Source organism: Pantoea sp. JV6 (genome assembly GCF_025910055.1).
GTDB lineage: Bacteria > Pseudomonadota > Gammaproteobacteria > Enterobacterales > Enterobacteriaceae > Pantoea > Pantoea agglomerans.
Genome location: NZ_JAPCIM010000013.1, coordinates 250,840 through 264,867 on the forward strand (window position 1 = coordinate 250,840; position 14,028 = coordinate 264,867).

13 protein-coding genes are annotated in these 14,028 nt (G+C 56.6%); 11 read left to right on the top strand and 2 right to left on the bottom strand.

Annotated elements, in window-relative coordinates; genetic code table 11:
- Positions 1–57: 57 nt before the first annotated feature.
- From OK412_RS15200 to OK412_RS15215, 4 genes are all read left to right on the top strand, one after another.
- Positions 58–870 carry an ABC transporter substrate-binding protein gene (locus tag OK412_RS15200; RefSeq protein ID WP_031593265.1) on the top strand — a complete coding sequence of 271 codons (813 nt, stop codon included), beginning with the start codon at positions 58–60 and terminating at the stop codon, positions 868–870.
- Between the two features lie 61 nt (positions 871–931).
- Entirely contained in the window at positions 932–1,738 is an 807-nt protein-coding gene (locus tag OK412_RS15205; RefSeq protein ID WP_010671730.1) for an amino acid ABC transporter permease, read from the top strand.
- A complete protein-coding gene (locus tag OK412_RS15210; protein WP_031593264.1) occupies positions 1,731–2,492 on the top strand; it encodes an amino acid ABC transporter ATP-binding protein in 762 nt (253 codons plus the stop codon). Before OK412_RS15205 ends, OK412_RS15210 begins: the two co-directional genes overlap by 8 nt.
- A gap of 19 nt (positions 2,493–2,511) precedes the next feature.
- A complete protein-coding gene (locus OK412_RS15215) occupies positions 2,512–3,624 on the top strand; it encodes an NAD(P)/FAD-dependent oxidoreductase (protein WP_250488908.1) in 1,113 nt (370 codons plus the stop codon).
- Positions 3,625–3,681: 57 nt separating this feature from the next.
- On the opposite strand, the gene OK412_RS15220 is transcribed toward OK412_RS15215, so the two are convergent.
- Positions 3,682–4,188, bottom strand: coding sequence for an RcnB family protein (locus OK412_RS15220; RefSeq protein ID WP_033759783.1), 507 nt, complete (start codon positions 4,186–4,188; stop codon positions 3,682–3,684).
- A gap of 132 nt (positions 4,189–4,320) precedes the next feature.
- Positions 4,321–5,574 carry a serine hydrolase domain-containing protein gene (locus OK412_RS15225; protein ID WP_264353306.1) on the bottom strand — a complete coding sequence of 418 codons (1,254 nt, stop codon included), beginning with the start codon at positions 5,572–5,574 and terminating at the stop codon, positions 4,321–4,323.
- A gap of 240 nt (positions 5,575–5,814) precedes the next feature.
- On the opposite strand from OK412_RS15225, the gene OK412_RS15230 reads away from it, so the two are divergent.
- The 7 genes from OK412_RS15230 to OK412_RS15260 all read left to right on the top strand — a co-directional run bounded on the left by OK412_RS15230 (position 5,815) and on the right by OK412_RS15260 (position 13,922).
- Complete coding sequence (locus OK412_RS15230; protein ID WP_033769584.1) at positions 5,815–6,483, top strand: YecA family protein; 669 nt, start codon at positions 5,815–5,817, stop codon at positions 6,481–6,483.
- A 181-nt stretch (positions 6,484–6,664) separates the two neighbouring features.
- Complete coding sequence (uhpA, locus tag OK412_RS15235) at positions 6,665–7,258, top strand: transcriptional regulator UhpA (RefSeq protein WP_033787435.1); 594 nt, start codon at positions 6,665–6,667, stop codon at positions 7,256–7,258.
- Positions 7,255–8,754, top strand: coding sequence for a signal transduction histidine-protein kinase/phosphatase UhpB (uhpB, locus tag OK412_RS15240; protein WP_033759779.1), 1,500 nt, complete (start codon positions 7,255–7,257; stop codon positions 8,752–8,754). The genes uhpA and uhpB overlap by 4 nt, the downstream gene beginning before the upstream one ends.
- Before the next feature lie 9 nt (positions 8,755–8,763).
- The gene (locus OK412_RS15245; protein WP_264353307.1) at positions 8,764–10,092 is read left to right on the top strand and encodes an MFS transporter; all 1,329 of its coding nucleotides are present in this window, start codon (positions 8,764–8,766) and stop codon (positions 10,090–10,092) included.
- A 152-nt stretch (positions 10,093–10,244) separates the two neighbouring features.
- Positions 10,245–11,636, top strand: coding sequence for a hexose-6-phosphate:phosphate antiporter (uhpT, locus tag OK412_RS15250; protein ID WP_031593256.1), 1,392 nt, complete (start codon positions 10,245–10,247; stop codon positions 11,634–11,636).
- A gap of 276 nt (positions 11,637–11,912) precedes the next feature.
- Entirely contained in the window at positions 11,913–13,430 is a 1,518-nt protein-coding gene (locus OK412_RS15255) for a BglG family transcription antiterminator (RefSeq protein WP_262405677.1), read from the top strand.
- Between the two features lie 18 nt (positions 13,431–13,448).
- Positions 13,449–13,922, top strand: a complete 474-nt coding sequence (locus OK412_RS15260) for a PTS sugar transporter subunit IIA (RefSeq protein WP_010251532.1) — start codon at positions 13,449–13,451, stop codon at positions 13,920–13,922.
- Positions 13,923–14,028: the final 106 nt, after the last annotated feature.

Sequence of the window (14,028 nt, forward strand, 5' to 3'; positions counted from 1 at the left end):
ATTATAACCGCTGGCTCAACAGTCTCTGATGTTTAAACCTGCAAAAACGGATGAGCTATGAAATCGCAAACCACCCTGGGCAAACTGCTCGGCACCACGCTCGCACTCTGTTCACTGTCGTTCTGTACGCTGGCTGCCAGCGATAACAATCCCTATGGGCTGATCGAACCGGGTCAGCTACGCATCGCCAGCGTCGGCGACTCAAAACCTTACACTTTCACGGATGCCAGCGGTCAGTTCACCGGCTTTGATGTCGAATTCTTCAAAGATGTCGCCCATCGTATCGGGATCGATAAGGTCGATTTTATTGGACAGGACTTCTCGGCCATCATGCCGGCGGTGGCCAACGGTCAGTATGACGCGGCGGTGGCGGCTATCGGCATCACCCCTGCGCGTGAAAAGACGGTGGATTTTTCAACCGGCTATCTGGCGGGATTTCTCACCGTGCTGACCCGCCACGACAGCGGCGTGAAGAATGTCGCCAGCCTGGCAAAACACCGGCTCGGGGTGGTTCAGGGTACGCTGCAGGAGAGCTATGCCGTCGAACACTTCACCCAGACCGATCTCGTACGCTTCCCGGATAACAACAGCGCAGTCTCTGCGCTCAACAACGGTACGCTCGACGCAATCTTCCTCGACTACGAGGCGGCAAAAAGCTACGCCGACCGCTTTAAGCTGGTCTCTGCCGCCGACATCCCCTCTTTTGATGCACCGGCCGGCATTGCCATTGCCAAAGGCAAACCCGCCTTCAAGGCCGCGCTGGACAGCGCCATTAAAGCAGCCATGCAGGATGGCACCTGGCAACGGCTCTATCAGAAGTGGTTCCCCGGATCGCCGATGCCAAAACAGTATCTGCCTGGCGGGCAGTAAAGATGCGGACGTTCGCGTCCTGAGTTAACCGGGGGATCCCCCACCCTGCATGGAGACGGCGATGGACTTGCTCACGATTCTTTCCCGCACCTTCTTTGATTTTCCATCAATGATGGAAGTACTGCCGCAGATGCTGACCACCGGGCTGGTCAACACGGTGATTATCTCGCTGGCGGCAACGCTGCTCGGCACGCTATTCGGCCTTCTGCTGGCGCTGATGGGCATCTCGCCCTCACGCTGGCTGCGTCTGCCTGCCCGGCTCTATACCGATCTGTTCCGCGGTCTGCCATCAATTCTGACCATTCTGCTGATTGGTCAGGGCCTGGCGCGCTTCAGCTATCAGCTGTTCGGTCCTACGCCCTATCCGCTGGGAATCTTCGCCCTCAGCCTGATCGCCAGCGCCTACATGGGCGAGATTTTCCGCGCCGGTATTCAGAGTGTTGAACGCGGCCAGATGGAAGCCTGCCGTGCACTGGGGATGAGTTATGGCCGGGCAATGCGACTGGTGGTGATCCCGCAGGGGATTCGCCGCGTACTGCCCGCCATCGTTAACCAGTTCATCGCCATCATTAAAGATTCCTCGCTGGTTTACCTGCTGGGCCTGATGACACAACAACGGGAACTGTTTCGCGTGGGCCAGGACGCTGCGGTGCTCACCGGCAACCTCTCGCCCCTGATGCTGGCAGGGCTGTTCTATCTGATTATCACTGTGCCGCTGACGCACATGGTCAACTATGTCGATGTGCGTTATCGCACCGGCCGACGTCGCCTGACTGCCCCGCAAAGTGGCTTAAAAGAGGTGGAGGAAGTCAGAGCGCCCGGCGGCGCACTGGTCACTCATCCCCGGATCGGAGGCAACCATGAATAACCTGAACAGCATCACTGCCGCGAGCTGGCACGGTGCCAGCCTGGAGCTGCGCGATCTGACTCTGGCTTATGGCCCGATTGAGGTGTTGCGTAACGTCTCGCTGCGGGTCGCGCCCGGCAGCACCACCTGCATTATCGGGCCATCCGGTTCGGGTAAGTCGACGCTGCTGCGCGGCATCAACCGGCTGCATGAACCGCAATCGGGGGATGTACTTCTGGCTGATCGGTCAGTGTTGCGCGACAAGCCAGATGCGCTGCGGTTACGGATCGGCATGGTGTTTCAGCATTTCAATCTCTTCCCCGATCACAGCGCGCTGGAGAACGTGGCGCTGGCACCGTGGCGGGTTAAAGGCCTGCCCAAAGCGCAGGCGATGGCGATTGCGCGTCAGCGGCTGGAAGAAGTGGGTCTGGGTCAGCGCGCCGATCACCGGCCACGCGATCTCTCCGGCGGCCAGCAGCAGCGTGTCGCGATTGCCCGCGCGCTGGCGATGGATCCCGAGGTCATGTTGTTTGATGAGGCGACCTCCGCGCTCGATCCCGAACTGGTGAAAGGTGTCCTGACGCTGATGGCGGATCTCTGTCGTCGCGGCATGACGATGGTTGTGGTGACACATGAAATGGGCTTTGCGCGCAAAGTGGCGGATCAGGTGGTGTTTATGGACGAAGGCGAGATTGTTGAAGCCGGGCCGCCGGGCGCCATTTTTGATACGCCACAGTCGCCGCGACTGCAACGTTTTCTCTCTGAAGTGCTGTAACTGAGCAAGGAACCTGATAATGGCGGTAAAAACTGAAATGAAAGTGGTTATTCTGGGCGGTGGCGTAATAGGTGTCTCGACGGCGCTGGAGCTGACAAAACGGGGATCGGCGGTGACCCTGGTGACCGAAGCCGCGCTCTGTTCTGGCGCATCGGGACGTTCACTCTCCTGGCTCAACTCGGCGGGTGAACGCTCCCGCCCCTATCACGCGCTGCGCATGGCGGGCATTGATCGCTATCGCACCCTGTTTGCTCAACAACCTACCCTCGACTGGCTGCGTTTTGATGGCGGGGTCTGCTGGTTCAGCAATGATGCAGCAGGAACGCAGGCGCGGCACGCCTATGAGAAAGCACACGGCTACGACTCACAACTCATGACACCTGATAACGTGGCGCAGGCGGATGCGACGATCGATCCTGACGCGCTGCCGTCGCAGGCGATATTTAACCCCGGTGAAGGCTGGGTCAGCCTGCCGCACCTGTCAGAGTATCTGGTGAATCAGTTCCGGGCGCGGGGTGGTGAAGTGATTGAACACGCCGGTAAAGCCAGTGTGATCACCGATCAGGGCCGGGCCTGCGGCATTCGCAGTGAGCTGGGCGAACTGCGGGCAGATGCGGTGGTGGTCGCCTGCGGGCCCTGGACACCGGATGTGATTGCGCCACTGGGCGTGACGATTCCCAACGGATCGCCCGTCTCCATGCTGGTGATCACTGAGCCGGGCAAACATGAACTCAAGGCGGTGCTGAACACGCCTCGCGCCGCCATCCGGCCAAACCCCGGCAACCGTTACGCCCTGGATCATGACTGGTACGAGGCTGATATCCAGAAGCTGGCCGGAGGCGATTACCATATTGATAAGCAGGTTGTAGCAAAGCTGGCCGAGGAAGCGAGTCAGCTGTTACGGGGTGACGAGCCGCTCAGCGTCCAGAGCTGGAAAATTGGCCTGAAGCCGATTCCAGGCGATGGCGATCCGGTGCTGGGGCAACTGCAGAAGGTGCCGGGCTGTTATGTGGCGTTCACGCATTCGGGCGCAACCCTGGCGCTGATTGTCGGTGAATTACTGGCGGAGGAGATTGTAAGCGGTGAAAAGCATCCGATGCTGGCAAGCTTTGGTGCTGAGCGTTTCAGCTAAAAAAAGCCGGTCATCACGACCGGCTGATTTTTACCGCTTATTTTAACCGCGCTTATTTTAACCGCGGAAGAAGATATCGCCCGATTTACCCATGACGATTTTGCCGGTGTCATTGGTAATAAGAATGTAGTTGGCGTTGATATAGGCCCAGTGGGTATTTTCCTGCGGAGCAGGCAGATTACGCTTTTGCCACTCATTGATGGTGTACGTTTTATCGGTGTACTTCTCTGGCACTGTGTCACCGATTTGGTACTGTTTGTAGTCGATGATGATGGTGCTGAGGTCGTAATTAGGGTGCGCGCCATTGGAAGGTGCCGGCGTGGTCGGCGTAATACCATCATTAGATTGTGAGCTGGTCGGTGCCTGGCTTTGCGCGCCACCGGCATCCGGCTGAACGCTGCCCGTATCAGGCGTAGCGGGCTGCGCATCCGGATTAGCAGGCTGAATCTGCGGCGGTGGCGGAACGGTATCCGTTGCTTCGCCAGCGGCTTGTACAGCGGGGATCAGGCTCAGCGAGCCAACCAGTAATCCCATTGATAAAAGTACACGTTGAGTCCTGCGCATAATGATTTCCACGTTGAATTTTGACAGTCAGGCTAAAGACAATGTTTATCGCACTTCAGTTCCGGCGCACTGACGCTATGTGTAAGGAAAAACAGCGCTATTCACTTTACTGCACACAGGCCAGGTAGCGGATCACTGTCCGACCACTTTATCCTGAGTTGCCAGATCGACCAACAACGCAATGCCTAAATAGTTACTCCAGTTAAAGCCGTTCTGCAGCACCACAATCGCATTGCCGTTACGTTTATCGTAGCCGATAAAACTGGCATAGCCGCCGATATAGCCCACCTGATAGGTGATCTGCTGCCCTTCGAAAGTGTCGGTCACCCAGGCGATATTCTGCGCCTGCGCGCCCTGCTGATACCACGCCTGATCTACCGCCGCGAAAGCCCGGTCCCGCGCAGCATCACCGGTAGCGCTGAGATGTGCGCGCAAATAAGCACTCAGATCGCGCGCATTACTGTAGAGACTGGCCGCGGCCACCATGTTGCCGTGAAAATGCCAGTCAGGCGTCAGCGTGCCGCGGCGAATAAATTTCGGCTGATCGCCTGCATGGCCCAGCGCACGCAGCGGATAGCCCGTCAGCGTTTCCGGTACAAAACTGCTTTGGTTCATCTTTAACGGTGTGAAGATAAGCTGCGACGCCAGCGTCTGAATGTCCTGATGAAAACGCGTGCGCAGGATATAACCGAGCAGCGCATAGCCGAGGTTGGAGTAGTGTGGCATGCGTACCGCAGGTGCAGAGAAGTCCGCCAGATAACTCAGCAGCTTGTCGCTATCAAGGTTGCCATAGAAGTTCTCGCCGGTATCCAGATAACGAACGAACTGCTGCAGCATCGTCAAATCCATATCCTGTCGCGGCAGACCCGAGGTGTGCGTCACCAGCTGCAGCAGCGTGATGCGCTGCGCGTCAGCGCTGAGGCGAACGCCTTCCGGCAGAAGATCCGCCAGTGTATCGCTCCAGCGCAGCTTACCCTGATCAACCAGCAGGATAATCACTTCTGCCGTCACGCCTTTACTCAGCGATCCCAGTGCAAACAGGGTATCGGGCGTGATCGGATAGCGATGCACACGATCGGTGACGCCAAAAGCGTAATAGCGGGTCGGGCCACCGCGATGAATGACCGCAATGCTGATGCCGGGAACCTGCTTCTGTTGCATGTAATGCTGCACGATGTCGTCGACATTTTCATGAAAGGTGGCGTGTGTCAGATAAACGCGGTCGCCCACCGGGGCGGAGGTTTGCGACAGGGTTCCACATCCCGCCAGCAGGAAGATAAAGGCTGGCATGAATCGCGTCATTAATCTGCTGATCCACTGGCCGCCAGGGGTCAGCCGTGCAAGGGAGACTGCAACAGCCGGCCTGCCAGTAAATCCATTTTTCATATATTAATCATTTACTTATTATTATTTAACACGCAACTGTCTGGCTGGAGCGCAAAAATGTACCATAAAGTGCTGTGGGCTATCGCCTGCACAACGGGGTGAAAGTGGTGCTAAACGCGGTTTAATCACCGCAGCACGCCCGAACAGGGTTAGCTGTGTTGCAGCCCACAAGGGTGTACACTGCTGCGGTTTTAAGGCTCAACGCCGCTGAAATTTTTGAAATGCCCGGGAGGCAACCGCATGAAAGAAGGCCCACTGTCCGAAAAAGAGCTGCAATGGCTGGAAGATATGCTGGAAAAATATGGCAGCGAAGCATCGATTATTGATGTCTCCGAGCTCGACGGCCTGCTGACTGCCGTACTCTCCGGTCCCGTCACCGTCGAGCCAAGCCAGTGGCTGGTGGCACTGTGGGGTGGCGAGAAGCAGATCCCAAAATGGAGCAACGAGCGTGAAATGACGCGCTTTATGTCGCTTTGCTTCCAGCATATGAATGATGTGGCTGACCGCTTATCTGAATTCCCTGAGCAGTTCGAACCGCTGTTTGGCATCCGTGAAATGGAAGGTCTGGAATTTACCGTGGTGGAAGAGTGGTGCTTCGGTTACATGCGCGGTGTCGCGCTGACCGACTGGTCTGCCCTGCCGCAGGATCTGCAACCCGCGCTGGACGCCATCGCTCTGCACGGCGTGGAAGAGAACCTTGAAAAGATCGATGCCATGACGCCGGACGAGATGGAAGCCAGCATTGAAGCTATCCGTCCTGCTGCGCTGGCGCTGCACGATCACTGGATCTCCCAGCCAGAAGCGATTCCCGTTCCCCAGAAGCCTGTCGCGGCAGAGAAGCTGCCCGGCCGCAACGATCCCTGCCCGTGCGGCAGCGGCAAAAAATATAAGCAGTGCTGTCTGCACTAATCGACTGCGTAGCCTCACGATCTGCCGGGCGGCAATTCAGCCCGGCATGCTTTTCTCACGATCCACGACGGTTTGACCTGCATCACTCTGTCCACTCCCTTACCTGAATAGACTGCTCACGACTTGAACAGCTTCGTGCTTATCGCTAAGGTAAGCGCGATTTTACCCGCCAGGAATAAACATGATCACCATCGCGCTTATTGACGATCACCTTATCGTCCGCTCCGGCTTTGCCCAGTTGCTGGGCCTGGAATCGGATTTCCAGGTCGTAGCGGAATTTGGTTCTGGCCGTGAGGCGCTGGCAGGTTTACCGGGCCGGGGCGTTCAGGTCTGTATCTGCGATATTTCGATGCCGGATCTCTCCGGGCTGGAGCTGCTGAGCAAGCTGCCGGCGGGCCTGGCCACCATCATGCTGTCAGTCCATGACAGTCCGGCCCTGGTGGAGCAGGCGCTTAATGCCGGTGCGCGCGGATTCCTCTCTAAACGCTGTCGTCCCGATGAACTGATCGCGGCGGTGCGCACGGTCTCCACAGGCGGCTGTTATCTGACGCCAGAGATTGCGATCAAGCTGGCCGCTGGTCGGCAGGACCCGCTGACCCGACGCGAACGTCAGGTGGCGGAAAAACTGTCACAGGGCATGGCGGTAAAGGAAATTGCCGTTGAGCTGGCGCTGTCACCGAAAACCGTACATGTCCACCGCGCGAATCTGATGGAGAAGCTCGGCGTCAGCAATGATGTGGAGCTGGCGCGCCGCATGTTTGATGGCTGGCAATGAGCCCCTGTGTTTCGCGGCTGATCTCCATTGTCGCCAGCTTTTTCATCTTCTCGGCGGCCTGGTTCTGCCTGTGGAGTATCAGCCTGCACCTGGTGGAACGCCCGGAGCTGGCGGTGCTGCTATTCCCGTTTGGCCTGCGTCTGGGGCTGATGCTGCAATGTCCACGCGCTTACTGGCCGGTGTTGCTGGCAGCTGAGTGGATCATGCTGATCTGGCTGGCGAAGGTGGTCGCGCTGGCGCATCTGCCGCTGTTAATGGCGGGCAGTGTACTGACGCTGCTGCCGGTGGCGCTGATCTCCCATTACCGCCATCAGCGTGACTGGCGCACGCTGCTGAGCCAGGGCGCGGCTCTGATCGCCGCGGCGCTGCTGCAATCCCTGGCGTGGGCGGGACAGCAGGAGATGCTGAACGCCCTGCTGCTGACGCTCACCGGTGGTCTGACGCTGGCCCCGACCTGCCTGGTCATCTGGCACTATCTCACCAGCACCCGCTGGCAGCCGTTGGGGCCGGCGCTGGTCTCGCAACCGGTCAACTGGCGCGCCCGGCATCTTATCTGGTATCTGCTGCTGTTTGTCATCAGTCTGTGGTTGCAGCTTGGCCTGCCCGCTGAACTGTCGCGCTTTACGCCATTCTGTCTGGCGCTGCCGATTATTGCGCTGGCCTGGCACTACGGCTGGCAGGGTGCGCTGATCGCGACGCTGATGAACGCAATCGCGCTGATCGCCAGCCAGACCTGGCACGATCATCCGGTCGATCTCCTGCTTTCGCTACTGGCGCAAAGCCTGACCGGACTGCTACTGGGTGCCGGCATCCAGCGGCTGCGCGAGCTGAATCAGTCGCTGCAGAGTGAGCTGGCGCGCAACCAGCGCCTGGCGGAACGGCTGGTCGAGACAGAAGAGAATGTGCGCCAGGAGGTGGCGCGCGAACTGCACGATGATATCGGTCAGACGATTACGGCAATCCGCACTCAGGCGGGCATTGTGCAGCGCCTTGCGCCGGATAATGGCCGGGTGATCCAGAGCGGCGTCCATATTGAGCAGCTCTCACTGGGTGTCTACGATTCAGTGCGGCGACTGCTGGGACGTCTGCGACCCCGCCAGCTAGATGACCTGTCACTTGAACAGGCAGTTCGCTCCCTGATGCGTGAGATGGAGCTGGAGGATTGCGGCATCGTCAGTCACCTTGAGTGGCGTATTGATGAGACGCTGCTGAGCGAAGCGCAGCGCGTCACGCTGTTTCGCGTCTGTCAGGAGGGGCTGAACAACATTGTGAAACACGCCAGCGCCAGCGCCGTGACGCTCAAAGGCTGGCAACAGGATGGTCGCGTTTTGCTGGTGATTGAAGATGATGGCTGCGGTCTGCCGCCAGGTTCCGGTCAGCAGAGCTTTGGTCTGGTCGGGATGCGCGAACGCGTGAGTGCGCTGGGTGGATCGCTGACTATCTCCTGCACCCATGGAACCCGCGTCAGCGTGCATCTGCCGCTGCGTACGGCCTGAGGAACCACCGTGTTTAACTTTCTGAAAACGCCCGCTAACGCCGCTCCGCTGCAGGACAAAAGTGAGATTGACAGCCGCTATCGCTACTGGCGGCGGCACATCATGTCGACCATCTGGATCGGCTATGCCCTGTTCTACTTTACCCGCAAAAGCTTCAATGCGGCAGCGCCGGAAGTGATCGCCAGCGGCGTGATGATGCGCACTGATATCGGCCTGCTGGCGACGCTATTTTACATCACCTACGGCCTGTCGAAGTTCTTCTCCGGCATCGTCAGTGACCGTTCCAACGCCCGTTACTTTATGGGGCTGGGGCTGATCGCTACCGGCGTGGTCAATATCCTGTTTGGCTTTTCCACCTCACTGTGGGCCTTTGCGCTGCTGTGGACCATCAACGCCTTTTTCCAGGGCTGGGGCGCGCCGGTCTGCGCGCGCCTGCTGACAAGCTGGTATTCACGTAACGAGCGCGGCGGCTGGTGGGCATTATGGAACACCGCGCACAACGTTGGCGGTGCGGTTATCCCGATCGTTATCGGTGCAGTGGCGCTGCACTATGGCTGGCGAATCGGGATGATGATTGCGGGCACTTTAGCGATACTCGCCGGACTGTTTCTCTGCTGGCGTCTGCGCGACCGGCCTCAGACTGTCGGCCTGCCCGCGGTAGGCGACTGGCGACAGGATGAGATGGAGATGGCGCAGCAGCAGGAAGGCGCAGGTCTGAGTCGCAAAGCGATCCTGACCCGCTACGTGCTATTCAACCCCTACATCTGGCTGCTGTCGTTGTGTTACGTGCTGGTCTATGTGGTTCGCGCGGCGCTTAATGACTGGGGAAATCTCTACATCTCCGACACGCTGGGGGTAGATCTGGTCACGGCCAACTCGGTAGTCACCCTGTTTGAGCTGGGCGGTGTGATAGGTGCGCTGGTCGCGGGCTGGGGCTCGGACAAGCTGTTTAACGGCAACCGTGGGCCGATGAACCTGATTTTTGCAGCCGGGATTTTGCTTTCCGTCGGCTCACTGTGGCTGATGCCGTTTACCAGTTACGTGATGCAGGCAGCCTGCTTTTTTACTACCGGTTTCTTTGTCTTTGGCCCGCAGATGCTGATTGGTATGGCGGCAGCCGAGTGTTCCCATAAAGATGCGGCGGGTGCGGCAACCGGCTTCGTCGGCCTTTTCGCCTATCTGGGTGCGTCACTCTCCGGCTGGCCGCTGGCGTGGGTTATCGACGTCTGGCACTGGAGCGGCTTCTTTGCGGTGATTGCCACAGCGGCGGGGATCTCCGCGTTACTGCTGCTGCCGTTTTTAAATGCTCAGGCGCCGCGCGCCCTGCCTGAAGCGTGATACGCCTCTCCTTTTTGCCCCGATTGGGGCAAAACTAAGAAATTTTCCTGGTTTCGCCTGGATGCTGTCTCAGGCCAGTCTGGCGGCAGGTTTTTACAATGCCAGCCATTCGCTGCCCATTGCAGCTATTCCAACCAGGAGAATCCCCTTCCATGCTGGCATTCCTCAAACAGGTGCGCAGACCGACGCTGGATCTGCCCATCGAACTGCGGCGCAAGATGTGGTTCAAGCCGTTTATGCAGTCCTATCTGGTGGTCTTTATCGGCTACCTGACCATGTATCTGATCCGCAAAAACTTCAATATCGCGCAGAACGATATGATCACCACCTACGGACTGAGCATGACGCAGCTGGGGATGATCGGTCTGGGCTTCTCCATCACCTATGGCGTCGGGAAAACCCTGGTCTCCTATTATGCTGACGGCAAAAACACCAAGCAGTTCCTGCCGTTTATGCTGATCCTCTCGGCCATCTGCATGCTGGGTTTCAGCGCCAGCATGGGCACCGGATCCGTCAGCCTGTTCCTGATGATCGCCTTTTATGCATTAAGCGGATTCTTCCAGAGTACCGGCGGCTCCTGTAGCTACTCCACCATCACCAAATGGACGCCGCGCCGCAAGCGTGGCACTTATCTTGGCATGTGGAATATCTCCCACAACCTCGGCGGTGCCGGTGCGGCAGGCGTTGCGCTGTTTGGCGCCAATGTGCTGTTCGACGGCCACGTGATTGGGATGTTTATCTTCCCGTCGATTATCGCGCTGATTGTTGGTTTTATCGGCCTGCGCTACGGCAGCGACTCCCCGGAGTCTTATGGCCTGGGCAAGGCCGAAGAGCTGTTTGACGAAGAGCTGAGCGATGAGGACAAAGAAGCTGAAGATGAGTCGATGACCAAATGGCAGATCTTTGTCGAGTACGTACTGAAGAACAAGGTGATCTGGCTGCTCTGCTTCGCCAACATCTTCCTCTATGTGGTGCGCATCGGGATCGATCAGTGGTCAACGGTTTACGCCTTCCAGGAGCTGAAGCTCTCTAAAGAGGTGGCGATTCAGGGCTTTACCCTGTTTGAAGTCGGCGCACTGGTGGGCACGCTGATGTGGGGCTGGTTATCCGATCTGGCCAATGGCCGCCGTGCGCTGGTCGCCTGCGTCGCGTTAGCGCTGATTATTGCCACGCTCGGGATCTATCAGCATGCCAGCAACCAGTATGTTTATCTGGCGTCGCTGTTCGCACTGGGCTTCCTGGTCTTTGGCCCGCAGCTGTTAATCGGCGTCGCCGCGGTCGGCTTTGTGCCGAAAAAAGCGATTGGCGCAGCAGATGGCATCAAAGGCACCTTCGCCTATCTGATTGGTGACAGCTTCGCCAAACTGGGCCTTGGCATGATTGCCGACGGCACGCCGATATTTGGCCTGACCGGCTGGGCAGGCACCTTTGCCGCACTGGATGCCGCTGCTATCGCCTGTATCTGCCTGATGGCGCTGGTTGCGGTGATGGAAGAGCGCAAGATTCGCCGCGAGAAACGATTGCAGCGTTTGAAGATGGCGTAAAGATAAAATCTGGCCCGGCGTAAGCCGGGCTTTCCCGCCAGGTTCCGCCCTCAGCCATTGATGTAGTCCCACCAATCGGATCACTGCCAGTCAGCCCGCCAGACCCTCCCATCCCCTTTCACTTATTCTTTCACCTCGTCCCCGATTATTTAAGAAATTCACTGTCAGGTGGTCAGCCTGCCCACTTAGTTGTGGCCATGTTTTAATATTTACATGGCATAGTGCCTTTGCTTAGATGATAACTGACAAGGCGAATAACGGATTAAGCGGAACCTGATGATGATGAAGGCGCTGACTGAACGGCAACTGACGATTATGCGACAGCTTATTTCTCATAACAGTTATGTGAGCCTGCACGCTATTTCAGAAAAAACAGCAATCACCACCCGAACCTTGCGCCGCGACATCGCCGATATTAACGAAAAACTTTCTGACCAGGGAATCAATCTCAGCGGAAAAAGTGGGAGAGGGATCACAATTAAATTCGCTGATGCGCAGTCGGAAATAGCCGCGCGCCGGATTTTCTCAACCGAAGTGGATGATTTCAGCAGTAACTTCAGGATGCTGAAAATAGCGTCGGATTTATTAATGCTTTCACCAAAAAGTTCATCCATCAGCGAACTGGCGGATAAATATTTTATCAGCCGCGCTTCGATAGTGAATGATTTAAAAACATTAGAAGCATGGTTACATCAGTTTGATTTAACCTTATTAAAAAGTCGTGTCGGAACCAGCATAAAAGGCAGTGACCATAATATTCGCATGGCGATGAAAGCGCTGGTGTTAAAATCGATTTATAACCGTCAGGACATGATGGAAAGCCGTCTGGATGAAAGCACGCTGCAGGAGCTTTCAGAGAAGTTTGGTCAGCAGGCTGTCCATTTTACCCTGCAATTAATTAATTTTATTGAACAGCAGCTGCAATATACGATAAGCGATCCTTACTACATCAATTTATTTACGCATATTCTGGTACTGATCCACCGGAGCCACTCGCCGATGCACAGGACCGACGCCCGCGCGGTGTCGATGAACCGGGTCAGCGACCATCACGCCTGGCAGGTATCACTGGCGGTGATAGACCGCATTGAGACCGCCTACAACACGGTACTGGTGGCCGAGGAGTCTCACTCCATCTATCAGTATCTGGTCTCCTCCGGTAAGGCGGGTGGTGAGTCACCACAGCACGATGACTCGCTGATTTCAGAGCGTGAGACCCGCTTTGCTGAGGCGCTGATCGCCCGGGTGGCGCAGCGCATCAACATTGAAATCACCACCGACCAGAACCTGCAGGCGTCATTGTCCTCGCATATCAAGCCGATGCTGAACCGCCTCAGATATCACATCCGGATTAAAAATCCGCTGCTGCATGATATCCAGACCGAGCTGGGAACGGTGTTTGCCGCCGTGAAAGCGGTAATCAGCCAGCTGACGCAGGAGTACAGCCTGGATGAGATCAGTGATGACGAAGTGGCTTACCTGACGGTGCATATTCAGGCGGCCATCGAAAACAGCATCAAGGTAAAACGGGTCTTGCTGGTCTGCTCCAGCGGTCTGGGCACCTCGCAGCTGCTTTACGGACGCATTATCCGCGCCTTTCCCGACTGGAAAATTATCGACATCGTGCCAGGGAAAAATATTGCTGACTCCCTGAAACGACATGAGTGTGACGTGGTGATTTCCACCATCCGGCTGGAACCGCTGGAAAAACCGGTGGTGTATGTCTCGGCCCTGTTCTCGGCGAAAGATATCGCACGGGTAACAGAATGTCTGGTATCGAATTCGATTAATTAATGATAATGGAGAAGCAAAATGACGACAGCCGTGGCTATTAACGAAGTATTAAAAGAAGAGTGCATTATTCTCGATGTCGATTGCCAGACCAAAGAGCAGATTATTTCTCAACTGACCGACCTGCTCTGCCAGACCGGGGCCGTCACCGATAAAGTCGCTTTCCTGAAAGATGTTTATCTGCGTGAGGAATTAGGCTCTACCGGATTTGAAAATCATATTGCTATTCCGCACGGTAAATCTGCGGCCGTCGCCAAAACCCGCATTGCCGTGGGTCGTTTACGCCAGGATATTCCGTGGGAGACCATCGACGGCACTAAAGTCCGGCTGGTTATTCTGTTCGCAGTAAAAGAGTCCGATAAAGATGTGGGCCATATCAAAATGCTCGCCAAAATATCCATTGCGTTAGGCGATGAGGATGTTGTCGAGCAATTACTTAATGTCCCACATCGCGAAGAGATGTTTCATTTACTCTTATCCCGATCGGGAGCCTGAATAAACCGGAGAGCAGCATGAATTAAAAAATCAAGGAGGTATTCCAGGTTGTAGCCATCCCTTCAGACCGAAAAACATAAATATAAAATTTTCACTGGAGAACATT

Coding starts and splice junctions, on each gene's coding strand:
- OK412_RS15260 (WP_010251532.1), top strand. CDS start 13,449: ATGACGACAGCCGTGGCTATTAACGAAGTATTAAAAGAAGAGTGCATT.
- OK412_RS15215 (WP_250488908.1), top strand. CDS start 2,512: ATGGCGGTAAAAACTGAAATGAAAGTGGTTATTCTGGGCGGTGGCGTA.
- uhpB (WP_033759779.1), top strand. CDS start 7,255: ATGAGCCCCTGTGTTTCGCGGCTGATCTCCATTGTCGCCAGCTTTTTC.
- OK412_RS15205 (WP_010671730.1), top strand. CDS start 932: ATGGACTTGCTCACGATTCTTTCCCGCACCTTCTTTGATTTTCCATCA.
- OK412_RS15225 (WP_264353306.1), bottom strand. CDS start 5,574: ATGAAAAATGGATTTACTGGCAGGCCGGCTGTTGCAGTCTCCCTTGCA.
- OK412_RS15200 (WP_031593265.1), top strand. CDS start 58: ATGAAATCGCAAACCACCCTGGGCAAACTGCTCGGCACCACGCTCGCA.
- OK412_RS15255 (WP_262405677.1), top strand. CDS start 11,913: ATGATGATGAAGGCGCTGACTGAACGGCAACTGACGATTATGCGACAG.
- uhpA (WP_033787435.1), top strand. CDS start 6,665: ATGATCACCATCGCGCTTATTGACGATCACCTTATCGTCCGCTCCGGC.
- OK412_RS15230 (WP_033769584.1), top strand. CDS start 5,815: ATGAAAGAAGGCCCACTGTCCGAAAAAGAGCTGCAATGGCTGGAAGAT.
- OK412_RS15210 (WP_031593264.1), top strand. CDS start 1,731: ATGAATAACCTGAACAGCATCACTGCCGCGAGCTGGCACGGTGCCAGC.
- OK412_RS15220 (WP_033759783.1), bottom strand. CDS start 4,188: ATGCGCAGGACTCAACGTGTACTTTTATCAATGGGATTACTGGTTGGC.
- uhpT (WP_031593256.1), top strand. CDS start 10,245: ATGCTGGCATTCCTCAAACAGGTGCGCAGACCGACGCTGGATCTGCCC.